The 14,719-nt window shown below is 61.4% G+C and carries 12 protein-coding genes; 7 read left to right on the top strand and 5 right to left on the bottom strand.

Annotation, left to right across the window (positions count from 1 at the left end; all coding sequences use genetic code 11):
• The first annotated feature begins 105 nt into the window (after nucleotides 1-105).
• From C7U61_RS14185 to C7U61_RS14200, 4 genes are all read left to right on the top strand, one after another.
• Complete coding sequence (locus tag C7U61_RS14185) at nucleotides 106-888, top strand: aldolase/citrate lyase family protein (protein ID WP_106998681.1); 783 nt, start codon at nucleotides 106-108, stop codon at nucleotides 886-888.
• 188 nt (nucleotides 889-1,076) lie between these two features.
• On the top strand, nucleotides 1,077-2,282 hold the full coding sequence (locus C7U61_RS14190) for a pyridoxal phosphate-dependent aminotransferase (protein ID WP_245410792.1): 1,206 nt from the start codon (nucleotides 1,077-1,079) through the stop codon (nucleotides 2,280-2,282).
• A gap of 83 nt (nucleotides 2,283-2,365) precedes the next feature.
• Nucleotides 2,366-3,163 (top strand): ABC transporter substrate-binding protein, encoded by a 798-nt coding sequence (locus C7U61_RS14195; RefSeq protein WP_106998682.1) that lies wholly within the window; start codon nucleotides 2,366-2,368, stop codon nucleotides 3,161-3,163.
• A gap of 93 nt (nucleotides 3,164-3,256) precedes the next feature.
• Nucleotides 3,257-3,931: an amino acid ABC transporter permease gene (locus tag C7U61_RS14200; RefSeq protein ID WP_106998683.1), complete on the top strand. Its 675-nt coding sequence runs from the start codon at nucleotides 3,257-3,259 to the stop codon at nucleotides 3,929-3,931.
• A 72-nt stretch (nucleotides 3,932-4,003) separates the two neighbouring features.
• Here C7U61_RS14200 and C7U61_RS14205 read toward each other — a convergent pair whose 3' ends face one another.
• Nucleotides 4,004-4,519, bottom strand: a complete 516-nt coding sequence (locus tag C7U61_RS14205) for a MarR family transcriptional regulator (RefSeq protein WP_106998684.1) — start codon at nucleotides 4,517-4,519, stop codon at nucleotides 4,004-4,006.
• 98 nt (nucleotides 4,520-4,617) lie between these two features.
• Complete coding sequence (locus tag C7U61_RS14210) at nucleotides 4,618-6,186, bottom strand: NAD(P)/FAD-dependent oxidoreductase (protein ID WP_106998685.1); 1,569 nt, start codon at nucleotides 6,184-6,186, stop codon at nucleotides 4,618-4,620.
• 395 nt (nucleotides 6,187-6,581) lie between these two features.
• Here C7U61_RS14210 and C7U61_RS14215 point away from each other — a divergent pair, with 395 nt between their 5' ends.
• The 3 genes from C7U61_RS14215 to C7U61_RS14225 all read left to right on the top strand — a co-directional run bounded on the left by C7U61_RS14215 (nucleotide 6,582) and on the right by C7U61_RS14225 (nucleotide 9,555).
• Entirely contained in the window at nucleotides 6,582-7,364 is a 783-nt protein-coding gene (locus C7U61_RS14215) for a cyclase family protein (RefSeq protein WP_106998686.1), read from the top strand.
• A gap of 70 nt (nucleotides 7,365-7,434) precedes the next feature.
• Complete coding sequence (locus C7U61_RS14220; protein ID WP_106998687.1) at nucleotides 7,435-9,024, top strand: NAD(P)/FAD-dependent oxidoreductase; 1,590 nt, start codon at nucleotides 7,435-7,437, stop codon at nucleotides 9,022-9,024.
• Between the two features lie 24 nt (nucleotides 9,025-9,048).
• Nucleotides 9,049-9,555: a MarR family transcriptional regulator gene (locus C7U61_RS14225; protein WP_106998688.1), complete on the top strand. Its 507-nt coding sequence runs from the start codon at nucleotides 9,049-9,051 to the stop codon at nucleotides 9,553-9,555.
• A gap of 31 nt (nucleotides 9,556-9,586) precedes the next feature.
• Here the strand turns inward: C7U61_RS14225 and C7U61_RS14230 are convergent, their stop codons facing one another.
• The 3 genes from C7U61_RS14230 to C7U61_RS14240 all read right to left on the bottom strand — a co-directional run bounded on the left by C7U61_RS14230 (nucleotide 9,587) and on the right by C7U61_RS14240 (nucleotide 14,719).
• Nucleotides 9,587-10,897, bottom strand: coding sequence for an MFS transporter (locus tag C7U61_RS14230; protein ID WP_106998689.1), 1,311 nt, complete (start codon nucleotides 10,895-10,897; stop codon nucleotides 9,587-9,589).
• Nucleotides 10,898-10,996: 99 nt separating this feature from the next.
• Nucleotides 10,997-12,556 (bottom strand): indolepyruvate oxidoreductase subunit beta family protein, encoded by a 1,560-nt coding sequence (locus C7U61_RS14235; protein ID WP_106998690.1) that lies wholly within the window; start codon nucleotides 12,554-12,556, stop codon nucleotides 10,997-10,999.
• A 9-nt stretch (nucleotides 12,557-12,565) separates the two neighbouring features.
• Nucleotides 12,566-14,719, bottom strand: coding sequence for an indolepyruvate ferredoxin oxidoreductase subunit alpha (locus tag C7U61_RS14240; RefSeq protein WP_106998691.1), 2,154 nt, complete (start codon nucleotides 14,717-14,719; stop codon nucleotides 12,566-12,568).

The following is a 14,719-nucleotide window of genomic DNA, read 5'->3' on the forward strand; positions in this document are numbered from 1 at the left end:
TGTTTGATGGCGCGGAAAGCTGTTCTGAAAGCAGAGCAGGTGCCGTTTCGCAGTTGTATCTTTCGGCCCATCCCGCGTCGAGAGGCCGCTAAAATGAGGATGACGATGAGCGATTTTCGCCGAAGCTGTATCGAGCAGACGCTGCTCATCGGTACGTTTGCGGCGATTCCGCATCCCGTCGCTATCGAAGTCACGGCAGCCTCGGGCGTCGATTTCCTCTGCATCGACTGGGAGCATTCGCAGATCGGCCGCGAACGCATCGAGGATCTGATCCGCGCCGCCGATGTTCATCGCGTTCCCGCCATGGTGCGCGTGCCGGGACATGCGGCGGAAGATATTGCCACCGTTCTGGATGCAGGTGCGGCAGGCGTCCTCGTGCCCCGTGTTTCGACGGCGGAGCAGGCCCGCGCCGCGGTGAAGGCGACCCGCTATCCCCCACTCGGCGCACGTGGCGTCGGCCCGGGTCGGGCGGCCGCCTATGGCTACCGCATTCCGGACTATCTCGCCAAAGCCAATGTGGAACTTGTGCTCGCGATCCAGGTCGAAACGGCCGAGGGGCTTGCCAATATCGCCGAGATCGTTGCCGTCGACGGTATCGACCTCATCTTCATCGGCCCCGGCGATCTCTCCGTTTCGATCGATGCCATGGGACCGGCCGGCGAGGACAGGCTCCATGCAGCGATCAGCACAATTACAAAGACCGCTTTGTCCGCCGGCCGCGCAGTCGGCATCTTCCGCCCTTCGGCAGACGATATCGGCGCATGGTCGGAAGCCGGCATCAGCTTCTTCATGCTCGCAAGCGACACGATGTTTCTCGGCGCCGGCCTGGCCGCGGGGGTCGATGCCGCACGAGTGGACGGGGAGCGCGTAAACAAGAAGGAAAGATGATGTGTATCAGTAGGTTGTCATTTCGAATGGTGAAGTGAAATCGAGCAAGGAGATGGACTTTTTAAGCTTAAAATTTGTCCTTGAAATGCATAAGCTTTTGGATAACCATTCGAGATCGACAGGTGGCGAGAGCGAACGCTTCCAGAGCCGTTTGAACCCTTCCACACCGAATTCCCAGGGGAAATTTCTTGTCTCTACCGCAGCATAACCTGCCGAACGCGATGACGGGCCGTGATGCCCTCGAAGGCATTCGCGCTCAGATCCGCGATATGCGCACCGACAATATCGCCGTGCTGGCCAAGCGCGCCCGCGAGCTTGGCGGCGTCATTCCGCTCTGGTTTGGCGAAGGCGATATCGTGACGCCGGAGTTCATCCGCGATGCTGCGAAGAAGGTGCTCGACGATGGCGCCACCTTTTACGTTCCGAATATGCGGGGTCTCGCAACCCTGAACGAGGCGCTGTCCGACTATCAGACGCACTGGCACGGCCGCCCCATCCCGGTCGAGCGCACGACGGTCGCCCCCGGCGGCATGCAGGCGCTTTACATGGCGCTCGAACTGCTCGTCGATGTCGGCACCAATGTCGTCTATGTCGCGCCGCAATGGCCGAACATTCATAACGCCATTCATCTCATCGGCGGCGAACCGCGCGCCGTATCGCTCGATTTCGATACCGACTGGCGCCTCGACCTCGACAAGCTTTTCGCCCGCTGCGATGCCCGCACGCGCGCTATCTTCCTGTCGACGCCCTCCAACCCCACTGGCTGGACGGCCTCGCGCGAAGAGATGCAGGCGCTGCTCGATTTCAGCCGCCGTACCGGCATCTGGATCATTTCCGACGAGGTCTACGCACGCCTCTATTTCGATGGTGACATAGCGCCATCGATCCTGCAGGTGGCCGAGGATGGCGATCGCGTGATCGCGATCAACAGCTTCTCCAAAGCCTGGGCGATGACCGGCTGGCGCGTCGGCTGGCTGACGCACCCATCGGCCGTCGCCGATCAGCTCGGCGCCATGACGCAATATATCAACAGCGGCACCTCGGCCATGGTTCAGGCCGGTGCAGCAGCAGCGTTACGTGAAGGCGAGCCGCTGGTTGCAGAAATCCGCGGCCGGATCAAGGCCGGCCTCGATCTTGCCTATGAGAAGCTGCCGAAGATACCGGGCATCATCCTGCCGGAAAAGCCGCGCGGCGGTATGTACGCCTTCTTCGCGCTGCAGGGCGAGCCCGATGCGACGGCGCTCTGCGAGCGCATTCTCGAAACGGCCCGCGTCGGCCTGGCGCCTGGATATCACTTCGGCGAGGCGTCCCGCGCATTCCTGCGCATGTGTACGTTCCGCGAAACCGAACAGATGCGCATCGCGCTCGATCGTATGGTCAACGCGATGACATGAGACGGCCGCCGGTCGGGCGGACGGAAATACCCCCGCGGGTGAGAGGAAAAGCCCGCAGCCATAACCAGAGGGAGACCAAGAAAATGCCCATTACCCGTCGTAGTCTGCTGGTCCTTGCGACCGCCGTCGGCCTGGCCGGCGGAAGCCACTTTGCCTATGCTGCCGATGTCTTGAACGTCGGTTCTTACCCCAACAATCCCCCCTTCGAATACAAGACCGCCAATGGCGGCTTCGAAGGCTTCGAGGTCGATGTCGTCAACGAAGCGGCCAAGCGCGCCGGCATGACGACCAATATCGCCGATTATGGCTTCCAGGCCCTGTTCGCGGCAACCAGCTCCAAGCGCATCGACGTGGCGATCTCGTCCATCACCATTACCCCGGAACGCCTGAAGTCGCAGTCCTTCACCCAGCCCTACTACGACTCCGACATGGGCGTCGCCACGAAGGAAAGCAGCTCGATCAAGACGCTTGCCGATCTGAAGGGCGCCGTCGTTGGCGTGCTGTCCGGCTCGACGGGCGAAAAGTGGGTCAACGAAAACAAGGCCGCACAGGGCTTTGGCGACGTCAAGGGCTACAACTCGCAGCAGGACATGTTCCTCGATCTCGGCGCGGGGCGCATCGACGCTGTTGTCAGCGACATTCCCGGCATGCAGTATCTCTTCGTCAAGACCAAAGGCTTCGCCATCAGGGATCGCATCAAGACCGGCGAGCAGTATGGCCTGATGATGACCAAGGATTCGCCGCTCGTCGCCAAGATCAACGATGCCATCACCGCGATGAAGAAAGACGGCACGCTGGAAAAGATCCATGAAAAGTGGTTCGGCAGCAAGGCGCCGGCAGGCTCCTCCACCGTAACTGAATTGCCTATCCCCAAGGCTTGATCAAAAGATCATCGTTGAAATGAAACTGCGCCGGTCGCAACGACCGGCGTTGATGCAAGAAACCTCGTCTTCGTTCCGCACGCGGGAGTGCCAATGTCTTTCGTCGATACCTTCTTCAATTCCGACGTCATGATCTCGGCTTTCCCGCAATTGCTGCGCGGGCTTTGGATGACCATTGCGCTCGGCGTGGTCAGCATCCTCATCGGCGTGACCGGCGGTCTCGTCATCAGCCTGATCCGTCTCTATGCCCCCAAGCCTCTGCAGCTGCTGACGATCGCCTATATCGACATCATGCGCGCCATGCCCATGCTGGTCGTACTGATCCTCATCTATTACGCCCTGCCCTTCGTCGGTATCAGCTTTTCCGCCTGGTGGTCGGCAATCCTCGGCTTCTCGATCGTGCTTGCCGCCTATTCGGCCGAGGTCTTCCGCTCCGGGATAGAGAGCGTGCCGCGCGGGCAGTTCGAAGCGGCTGCCGCCCTCGGCATCCCGTTCCTGATCGCGCTTTACAAGGTCGTGCTGCCGCAGGCGGTACGCATCGTCATTCCGCCGACCACGAGCAACTGCGTGTCGATGTTCAAGGATACGTCGCTCGCCTCGACCGTGGCACTGCCCGAATTGCTCAAGGAAGGGCAGAACGCTCAAGGGTTCTACGCCAACCCCTCGCCGCTGATCATGGCCGCGCTGATCTATATTATCCTGCTCTGGCCGATGGTGCGCCTCGTCAGCGTGCTCGAGAAGAAGTTCAAGGACGAGCGCGCGAGATAGAGCATTTCCAGGAAAAGCGTGTAACGGTTTTCCGTCCGGAATGCGTATGAACCAACCGGTAAAGCGTTTCCATCAATCGAAGTCGGTGCCGGAAAGATGGTTGCTCACCGATGACTTTACCGCGCCGATATCCCGCCACAGCTCACTGACGATAGCAGGATCGACATCCGCCATCATGTCCCTCAGCCAGCCTTCATGAGCAGCGGCCATGGCGCTGAACGAGGTCTCGCCCTTCGCCGTCAGCTTCGCGACCGTCACGCGCCGGTCACCGTCGGGCGTTACGCGCAGCACGAGACCATCCGCTTCCAGCCGCTCGACAAGACCGGTGACATTGCCGTTGGTCACCATGGTGCGCTTCGACAGCTCCCCAAGCCGCAAGCCTTCGCGCTCGCGATAAAGCTGCGCCATCAGGTCGAATTGCGGCAAGGTCGCTCCGAACTCGTTGCGCAGCCGGCGGCGGATTTCCTGCGAAATCAGCTTGGTCGTCGACAGCATGCGCAGCCAAAGCCGCAGCTCCAGCTTTTTGCCTTCCTGCGCGCCCTGAACGATGATCTCCAGATCAACGCTTGCACTTTCCGACTCTGTCATAAACGTCGCCTCGATCTATCGTTCCGCATCGCTAACCTGAGCGATCTAGGGGACGATATTTGAAATGTCAAAGGTTTGGACGTCAAGTGATATGACCGTCACCTGGCCAGCATTTTCCCCAGCATGAAACCGGAACCCGCGCCCGTTCCCGCACCCGGCCATGTCGAAGCCCCGCACATGTAAAGCGATCCCACGGGCGTCCTGTAGCGCGAGTAGCCGGCGACGGGGCGGAACAGGAAATTCTGGTCGAGATGATGGCTGCCCGAAAGGTTGTCGCCGCCGACGAGATTCGGGTTCTCGCGCTCCAGATCGACGGGCGAAAAGACCGAGCGCCCCAATATCTTGCCGCGCAAGCCGGGCGCATAGCGTTCAATAATATCGAGAACGCGCTCGGCATAGTTATCCTTGATCTCATCCCAGCCCGCGCCGGTGATTTGACCGGCCGCATCGCCATGGAATTGCGCCGGCAGGACGCGCACCTGGATCCAGAGCACATGCTGCCCAGAAGGTGCGCGCGAGGGATCGATGGCCGTAGGCTGTCCGACCACCAGCGCGGGTTCGGCCGGCAGCAGACCGCCCATAGCCTCGGCATAGACGCGCGACATCATATCGAGATCGGGCGCAATGTGGACGTAAGCGAAATTCTGGAGCGCCTTGCCTGCGGTCCAGTCCGGAAGACCCGACAGCGCCAGATGGATCATCATCGTGCCCGGTCCGGCGCGGAAGCGCTTGACCTTGCCGTCAAACTCATCGCGCGCCGGATCCTGATCCATAAGCTTGCCGAACAGGATCTGCGGATGGAGATTGGCAATGACGGCGCGCTTCGCCTCATACCGGCTTCCATCCGCCAGAACGACAGCGGTCGCCTTGCCGCCCGAGGTAACGATCTTCTCGACGCGTGTGCCCAGCATCAGCTCGCCGCCCTTGCTTTTCAGCACGGCTGCCATCGCCTTGACGATCGTATCGGCACCGCCCTTGCCGATCACCATCCCGAATGCCTGGTTGGCCATGGATTCGAGATAGGGAAACAGCGCACCGCCGGCGACGTCAGGCGCAAAATCGAGATGCAGCCCCCAGGCAGCCATCATCGTCTTCAGCTTGGTGTTCTGAAAGCGTCCATCGAGAAAATCGCGCGGCGAGGCAAAGAGCATGCGCGCGGTATCGTAGACCCACCCGATCCCCCGTTCGCGCCATGCTTTCCATACGACCCTGGCTGCGGCCAACGAAGGCATGGGAGAACCGAGCAGCCCAAAGATGTGCGGGGCATCCGCACCGAACTGCGACAGCATTTCGCGCCAGGCGGCGGCATCCTTAGCCGAAATGTCGGCGATCGCGCCTGCCGTCTTCTCAATATCGGTGCTGACGCCGAGATAGGTGTTGTCACGAAAGACGCTGGCGAAACAATCCGCGGCAGGCACGAAGTCCAGCCCTTCGGCCAAAAGCTCGTTTTTATACTGCGCGAAGAAAGCCGAACCGGCAAACATGGAGAGGTTCATCGCGCAAAGATCGTGCCGGAAGCCTGGCAGCGTCACCTCGCGGGTCTTGACCGCACCGCCGGGCTCTTCATTACCCTCGATAACGGCAACCTTCCAGCCCTTGGCAGCCAAATGCACCGCCGCCGCCAGGCCATTATGGCCGGCCCCCACTATGATCGCATCATAGCTCATCGCTTGCCCTCTTTGTCGATTTCTTATTATCGTCACATGCATACATCTTGAGCTTTAAGCTTCAAGTATCCAGTGACACGAATCATTCGCAAGGTGAACAATCCACGATAGTATCGGCTTGGATTTTGCCGAGATTCATTATTCTCTCGCAGCGACTTAAAGTCCTCCTCGTGTCCTGAAAGATGTATCAATTTTGATCCGCGGAAGCATCTCGGAATGCTTGCAATATCATATATTGTGACATAGGCTCCCTTCATTCCGCCGCCGCGCGGACCCGGTGCCAGGAGGAAGGGCACCCCGCGCCTGGTGATATCGACTTCAAGCCCGATCTCTCTCGGAAGGTCCGCCTGCCGGCTTTTCGCATGGGCTCACGCGACAACAAGGGGAACTAGAAAATGACTGCTACTACACTCGCCAGCCTCGCCTCGGCCCTGCTTTCGGGCTCCGTCAAGGTCGTGGATCTCACCGCTCCGCTCGGGCCCGACACCCCGGTGCTCTATCTGCCGCCGCAGTTCGGCAAGAACACGCCGAAGGTCGCGGTTCACACGATTTCCGAATATAACCAGGACGGTCCCTTCTGGGCGTGGAACTGGCTGGAACTCGGCGAGCATACCGGCACGCATTTCGATGCGCCATGCCACTGGATTACCGGCAAGGATAATCCGAACAACACGACCGACACCATCCCCCCGCAGAATTTCGTGGCGCCTGTCAATGTCATCGACCGTTCCAAGGAAGCCGCCGCCGATCCGGATTACCTGCTGACGGTCGACAGCATCAAAGAATGGGAGGCCCAGAACGGCGCGATCGAGGCCGGCAGCTGGGTGCTGCTGCGCACCGATTGGTACAAGCGCAACGGCTCGACGGAGACCTTCCTGAACGCCGATGAAAACGGCCCTCATTCGCCCGGCCCGACGGCCGAGGCCATCGAGTACCTGCTGAGCAAGGGTATCATCGGTTGGGGTTCCGAAACGGTCGGCACCGATGCCGGTTCCGCCGGTAGCATGAACCCGCCCTTCCCGGCGCACAACCTCATGCACAAGGCTAACCGCTATGGACTCGCCAGCCTCTCCAACCTTGACCAGCTTCCGGCCAAAGGCGCCGTGCTGATCGCCGCCCCGCTGAAGTTCGTCAAGGGCACCGGCTCGCCGGTCCGCGCGCTGGCATTGATTGCGTGATAGGCTGAGGGGGAGGCTGGAGACCGGGCTTCCAGCCTTTCGTTCATCTTGTCAGCGAGGGGCAACGGCAATGGGCGATCATGATTACATCATCGTCGGCAGCGGCATAAATGCGCTTGTCGCTGCCGCCATGCTCGGCAAAAAAGGCCACAAGGTCCTCATCCTCGAGCGCAACGACCGCATCGGCGGTTGCCTGCGCACCGAGGAGATCACCGAACCCGGCTTCATCCTCGATGTCATGGCAACGACCATGGTATTGTTCCTCACCTCGCCGGCCTATGGCGCCATCGGTAAGGATCTTGAGGCGCGAGGCCTGGAATTCGCTCATGCCGACTTTCCCACAGGCGTGCTCCGGCCCGACGGTTCCCATGTCGTCTTCTCCAAGGACAGGCGGCGCAATATCGCCGCTTTCGAAAAATTGTCGCCCGGCGACGGGCAGACCTTCTCCCGCGAGATGGAGGCTCTTGCCGCCGACGCGCCATTCCTGTTTTCCCTGCTTGGCGGTGCGCTATGGTCCGGATCGACCCTGAAGACCGTTGGCAAGCAAGGCTGGAGCCGCGGACTGCGGAAGCTTGCGGCGTGGTTTGGCCAGGCCTTGATGCCGGCGCGCGGCTATCTCGAAACCAGCTACAGGTCGGAGGATATCCATGCGCTCTGGGCGCCCTGGGTGCTTCACTGCGGCCTCGGCCCCGAAAGCGCTTATTCCGCGGAGATGCTGAAGGTAATCGGTTTTGCGCTGGAACTCGGCGGCGCACCGATCGTCAAGGGCGGCGCCGGCAAACTGCTCACGGCCTTCGAACGATTGATTGCCGATCATGGCGGTGAAATTCGTGTGAACGCCGATGTCACGGCCATTATTCCGGACCACAATCGCAGCGCCGACGGCGTGCGGCTTGCGAATGGCGAAACGTTGAAGGCGAAGGCGGGCGTAATCTGCTCGGTAACGCCGAACCAGCTCTATGAGCGGCTTATAAAGGATTGGCCTGATCTGCTGCCGCCGGAGGTCAAAACAGGCGTCGCCAGCTATCGCTACGGCAAGGGCGACATGCAGATCCATTATGCGCTTTCCGAGCCGCCGCGCTGGAAAGCCAATGCCGAGCTCGGCAAGGTGGCGCTGCTGCACCTGACCCCAGGTCTCGATGGCGTCTCGCGCGCCGCCAACGAATGCGAGCGCGGGCTTCTGCCCGCCGAACCCACCGTTTGCGTCGGCCAGCCTGTCGCACTCGATCCCACCCGCGCCCCGGAAGGAAAATCGATCCTCTGGCTGCAGCTTCCCGAAGCGCCGCGCCGCATCAAGGGCGATGCCGCGAGCGCAATCGAAACGCCTGAGGACGGCCGCTGGACAGAGGAGGTGCGTGAGCGCTACGCCGACCGCATCGAAACTCTGCTTGCAAGCCATATCGAGGATTTTGCAAGCATCAAGCTTGCGCGCCGCGCCTATTCCCCGGCTGATCTGGAAACGATGAACATGAACCTTGTCGGTGGCGATCCCTATGGGGGCTATTGCGGCCTCGACCAGTTTTTCATCTGGCGTCCCTTCAAGTCATCTGTTAACCACCGCACCCACATATCAGGCCTGTACCACATTGGCGCTTCCGCGCATCCCGGTCCAGGCCTTGGTGGAGGCTCCGGCTTCCTGCTTGCATCATCGCTGAAATAACAGGTTTCCGGAGGAGCATCGTCGATGGAGGAGCGGTTTTCAGGCACCGTTTTGCGGCGCAATCGGGATGAGAACGCAAAGCGCCCGACCATGGGCGAAATCGGCCTCAACCACTTCGCGCCTTATCTGATGAACCGGCTGATGGCGCGCTGGAACGCCAATCTGCTGGAAGAGCTGCGCGAATACGACGTGACGACTGCGAAGATGCGGGCGCTCGCCGTTCTCAGCGTTTCTTCCAGCCTCACGATCAACGAGCTCTCCGTCTTCGCGGTGACCGAGCAATCGACGATGAGCCGCACCTTGGACTCACTCGAACAGCAGGGTTACATCCGCCGCCAGCCCCGCGCCGAAGACATGCGCATCCGCGACGTCTCGATCACCGAGGAAGGCCGCGCCGCCTTCGAGAAGGTGTGGCCGACCATGTACGACCTGTTCCTGCAAATGTTCGACGGAGTCGACGAGGCCGAATATCGCACCTTCATCTCGACGCTGCACAAGGTGCTGCACAATATCAGGAAGCATGAGATCTGAGCGGACCGAAACAGGCGCCGCTCGGATTGGATCATCGCCTGTTCGGAATGAGTGCCGTCGCCAGTGCGGCGATGGCGGCAACGATGGCGAAAACGTAAAAATTCCATTCCGGTCCGACATTCAGGCTGGCGATGTATCCACCCATCAGCGGGCCGGAGAGCGCGCCGATGCGCGAAAAGCTCAGCGCCCAGCCGGTGCCGGCGGCTCGCACGAAGGGTTGCAGATAAGCGGCGAGATAACCGGTGAGGATCAGCGATGCCGAGACCGTGCCGAAACCGGCAATGGCGACGACCGTATAGTTCAGCCAGATGGAACCCTTGAAGGCGAGCAGCGCAATGCCGACGGCGCCAAGCACATAGGACAGCGTCACGGTCAGCCGCACGCCGAAACGATCCGCCCACTGGCCGAGCACGATGCCGCCAATCGCCGACGTGAAGCTGAAGACCGCGAGAAACAGCAGGCTGTCGCCGAGATCATAGCCGCTCTTGCGCATGATCTGCGGCAGCCATTGAGCGAGCCCATAGACGAGGAGCAGTCCCATGAACAGGGCGATCCAGAAGCAGGCTGTGGCAAAGGCGTTTCGCGGCGAAAAGATCTCGCCCAACACTGCGCGCCAGCCGAGCCCCCTTTCCCGCGGCGCACTTCCCGCAGGAACGGGAACGCCAAGCCGGGCAGCAAGCCGCCCTGCCCTCTCGCCTTTCCCCTTGGCCACAAGGAAATCAAGCGACTCCGGCAGCAGCCAGGCCATAACGGGTACGAACAGCACCGGCAGCGCGCCGACGAGAACGACCGGCCGCCATCCATAGTCCGGCAGCAGCCATCTACCGACGAGGGCGGCGGCAAACAGCCCGAGAGAATAACCCGAGTACATGATCCCGTAGTTGAGATTCTTCTTCGCTGCCGGCGAATATTCGATGGTCAGCGCTGCCGCCAGAGGGATAATGCCGCCGAGGCCTAGACCGGCCGCAAAGCGGCTGACGCCGAACCAGGTCGGCGTCGGAGACCAGGCGGTGCCTGCCGTGCAGACGGCAAAGAGCGAGAGGCAGGCTAGAAACATCGGCTTGCGGCCGTAGAGCTCGCTGAGAGTGCCGACGACGATGCCACCGACAAGCATGCCGAAGACGGTATAGCTGCCCATCGCGCCGAGCTGGAGTGGCGTAAGATGCCAGACATTATCCGTGGAGAGAGCCGGCAGAATAGCGCCGAGAACGCCGACATCATAGCCTTCCGCAAAGATCGCCAGCCAGCAGATGAGCACGACGACGAGGCTTTTGGCATGCGAGATTTCGCCGCCGCGAGCACTTGAAAGGTCCCTCGCAGCGCCATTTCGAATGTTGTCCATGCGACTGTTCCCTTTTGGAATCTATCGGTCTCGGCCGATATTATTTGCAACCGAAGCCAGCGCGGGCGGATATCCGCGCTGGCCACCGGCGTGATCGTGTCAAAGCGTCTCGACAGTCTTCAACGCGCCATCAAGCGCCGTCCCCTGCTCGTCCAGCAACGCTGCCTGGCGCAGCCGCTTCATCCAGGCGGCTCCATCCTCGCGCTCGCGAAGAAGCGGCAAGGCCGACATGACGCGATCGAACTTGGAAAGTCCGCGCGCATGCGTATCGGAATAGCCTTTGACGAGGCGGCGGTTGCCGAGCACCTCGACGGCAAGATCGTAATTTGCAGCCAGCAGATTGGAAGCCGCCGTCAACCAGGCCTCGCGATGCTGTACCTCGCGCGCGTGCCGCAACGTGCCGCGACGGGTGCGGCGCAGCGCCGAGACCGTGTAGAGCGCGAGGAACCAGAAAAGCGTGCCCGTCTGAACGCGGCGCCCCTTGTTGATGAAACGGTCGAGCCGGGCAAACAGCCGCGGCCGGCTTTCGATCCAGAGACCCATCGCCTTCGGCATCGTGCCGCAGACCTCCTCCATGCGCGGATGCATGTATTCGGTCATGTAGACGATCTGATCGTCCTTGGCGCCGACCTCCTTGCGCACACGCTCGAAGCGCGAGCTGCGGACCTTCAGATCGGCAACACGGATGACATCGTCATAGGCCATGGCCACGGCCACATATTTCGCCGCCTGCACGGTAAAGGCGAAATCCTTGGCCGCGCCGCCGGCTTTACGATCCAGCGCATGAAGTGCCGCAACGCGGCCCAGATATTCGTCGGCATAGGCCGGATCCTGATAATCGGTCAGCTTCTTAACGCCGGCAAACAGCAACGGCCAGGCAACTTCCGGGAAGTCGGAGCGGATACGATTGACCAGGCGATCCAGGGCCGGGTGACCGGCCGTCTCGGGCAAGGCATCGAAATGCTTGGGCGGCGTTGCGGAAACCGGATCGCGCGGCTTCTCCCTGACGCGATCGAAGGCGGCATTGAAGGCTTTCAGGCTGGGCTCGATGCCCTTGCCACCGGCGCGGATCATCGCTTCAAAAGCCTGCTTGCCGAACGGCAGCGCGCCGGAGCCGGCGAGCGCCCCGAACATGGAGGCCGAAATCACGCTGCCGTTCCTAACGGCCATCGTTTCCATATCGAAGGCGATGGTGCGCTTGGCGGCGAAATCCGTTGCGTCGACCACCACCTCGGCATTGCCGATACCGTCGCCCGGCTTCTCCTTTTCCGCTACCGCAAAGGAGCGGTGCGTCGATGCGATCAGCAGCGTCTTGTCCGGCGTGACGAGGCCGCGCAACACCGATCGGCCAGCCTCCATCAGTTCGGCGGCCATGACGACATCGACATCGCCCGGAGTTGGCATCAGCGAGAAAATAGGCGCGTGACCATCCTTCGGCGGCAGCATTTCGATATAGTAGATCGTCGCACCCGTCCGCTGGGCAACGCCCGGCACGGAGGTCGTCTGCGCCATCCATCCTTCCGCTTCGGCCAGACCCACAATCCAGTCCGCCAGTACGCCGCCGCCTTGCCCGCCCATGGCGAGGATGGCAAGCGACAGCGGCTTGTCCGTCGAAAGCCTGTTAGCGCCAAGATCACTCATGCTCACGTACTCGTTCATATCGCCCTCTCAATCCGAAAAGACGATGCGGCCGGCGCGGCGGCGCGCCTGCAGCCAGCCGATGATGCCGGAGCGCATGCGGGCGACGAAGCGATCCCAGCCCGTCGGGTTGTGGATGATATCGGCCCGGTAGAAGGAGGGACAGAGCACCGCCGCCTCCGAGACCTCGCCGCAATTGCCGCATCCGACGCAATTATTGTCGATCGCCGCCACCGGATCGTCCTTCAGCGGATCATCGGTATGCTTGACCGACAATGATGGACAGCCGGAAAGGCGGATGCAGGCATGATCGCCGGTGCAGACATCTTCGTCCACACCGAAGCGCTCCTTGACCATGCGCCTGCCGTCCTTCACCGCCTTGGCGAATTGCGGCTTCACGCGGCGCTGCTTGTTGAGCATGCATTCGGAGGAGGCGACGATGATCTTCGGCCCCGGTTCCTTCGAGGTCAAAGCTTCGCGCAGCGTATCGCGCATCTTGGCGACATCGTAGGTCCGGTCGATCTGGCGCACCCAGGTGGCGCCGATGCCCTTGACCGCATTGACGATGGAATTGTTGGTCTTGCGGCGCGGGTTCAGCGCACGCGAAGACGGTATATCCTGTCCGCCAGTCGCCGCCGAATAATAATTGTCGACAACGAGGATGACCCCATCCTGCTTGTTGAAGACGGCATTGCCGACCGACGTCGCAAGGCCGTTGTGCCAGAAGCCGCCGTCGCCCATGACCGAGATCACACGCTTGTCGGCCTCGACATTGAAGGCCGAGGCGGCGGCCGGCCCGAGCCCATAGCCCATGGTCGTGCTGCCGATATTGAAGGGCGGCAGAATCGAGAAGAGATGGCAACCGATATCGCCCGATATGTGATGCTGGCCGAGTTCGCTCTCCACCATCTTCATGGCAGCGAAGATCGGCCGCTCCGGACATCCGATGCAGAAACCGGGCGGACGCGGCGGCACCACTTCGGCGAGCGCCTTGATTTTCGGATCGTTGAGGATCGGCGTCGGGTCCGGGAGCGGCGGCTGGTTGCCGAGCAGCACGCGTTGGTGGACCTCCAGGAAATTCTTGATGCCCTTCATCAGCACCGGCGCGGTATATTCGCCGCCCATCGGCAGGACATCCTTGCCCGCGACCTTGGTCTGTATGTCGCGGCGGCGCAGGATGGTGTTCAGGGACTGCTCGATATATTCGGGCGCCCCCTCCTCCACCATCAGCACCGCCTTCTTGTTGGCGCAGAATTCGGCGATTTGATCGTCGACCAGCGGATAGGCGACGTTAAGGACATACAGCGGCACAGCGGAATTGCCGTAGACGTCGGCAAGCCCGAGTTGCTGCAGCGCGCGCAGCACGCCATTATACATCCCCCCGAGCAGGATAATCCCGACATCGCCCTCGGAGGGTCCGAAATGCTCGTTGAGCTGACGCTTCCCGATGAAATCAACCGCCGCCGGCCAGCGCTTTTCCAGCTTCTCCTTCTCGTGCACGAAGGAGGCTGGCGGCAGCACGATCCGGTTGACGTCGCGAACCGGATTTTCAAGCGCCTGCTTCAGCGTATAGGCGGGACGCTTGTTGTCCTTGGCGACGAACTGGCCATGCACATGACAGCTGCGGATGCCGACCTGCAGCATGACCGGCGTGTTCGAAGCCTCCGAAAGCTCGAATCCCTCCTCCACCGCCTTCACGATCGACGGCAGGTTCGGGCGCGGATTGAGCAGCCACATTTGCGATTTCATCGCATAGGCATGACTGCGCTCCTGCATGATCGAGGAGCCCTCGCCGTAATCCTCGCCGATGATGATCAGTGCGCCGCCGGTCACACCGCCGGAAGACAGGTTGGAAAGCGCGTCTGAGGCGACGTTCGTTCCCGCCGTCGATTTCCAGGTGACGGCGCCACGCACCGGGTACATGACGGAAGCCGATAGCATGGCGGCCGCGGCGGCTTCCGATGCCGATGTCTCGAAATGAACGCCCAGGTCCTGCATCACGTCCTTGGCGTCGGCCAGCACGTCCATGAGATGGGAAATCGGCGAGCCTTGATATCCGCCCACATAGGAAACACCGGACTGCAGAAGTGCCTTGGTGATCGCGAGAATACCCTCGCCGCGGAAGATGTCGCCTTCCCCGAGCTTCAGATCCTCGACCTCGCGCGCAAACGATCGCTCGGCCAT

The sequence above is a fragment of the Rhizobium sp. JAB6 genome, assembly GCF_003024605.1.
Taxonomy (GTDB): Bacteria; Pseudomonadota; Alphaproteobacteria; order Rhizobiales; family Rhizobiaceae; genus Rhizobium.

Coding starts and splice junctions, on each gene's coding strand:
- C7U61_RS14220 (WP_106998687.1), top strand. CDS start 7,435: ATGGGCGATCATGATTACATCATCGTCGGCAGCGGCATAAATGCGCTT.
- C7U61_RS14200 (WP_106998683.1), top strand. CDS start 3,257: ATGTCTTTCGTCGATACCTTCTTCAATTCCGACGTCATGATCTCGGCT.
- C7U61_RS14230 (WP_106998689.1), bottom strand. CDS start 10,897: ATGGACAACATTCGAAATGGCGCTGCGAGGGACCTTTCAAGTGCTCGC.
- C7U61_RS14205 (WP_106998684.1), bottom strand. CDS start 4,519: ATGACAGAGTCGGAAAGTGCAAGCGTTGATCTGGAGATCATCGTTCAG.
- C7U61_RS14215 (WP_106998686.1), top strand. CDS start 6,582: ATGACTGCTACTACACTCGCCAGCCTCGCCTCGGCCCTGCTTTCGGGC.
- C7U61_RS14240 (WP_106998691.1), bottom strand. CDS start 14,719: ATGGCCGAGCGATCGTTTGCGCGCGAGGTCGAGGATCTGAAGCTCGGG.
- C7U61_RS14210 (WP_106998685.1), bottom strand. CDS start 6,186: ATGAGCTATGATGCGATCATAGTGGGGGCCGGCCATAATGGCCTGGCG.
- C7U61_RS14195 (WP_106998682.1), top strand. CDS start 2,366: ATGCCCATTACCCGTCGTAGTCTGCTGGTCCTTGCGACCGCCGTCGGC.
- C7U61_RS14185 (WP_106998681.1), top strand. CDS start 106: ATGAGCGATTTTCGCCGAAGCTGTATCGAGCAGACGCTGCTCATCGGT.
- C7U61_RS14225 (WP_106998688.1), top strand. CDS start 9,049: ATGGAGGAGCGGTTTTCAGGCACCGTTTTGCGGCGCAATCGGGATGAG.
- C7U61_RS14235 (WP_106998690.1), bottom strand. CDS start 12,556: ATGAACGAGTACGTGAGCATGAGTGATCTTGGCGCTAACAGGCTTTCG.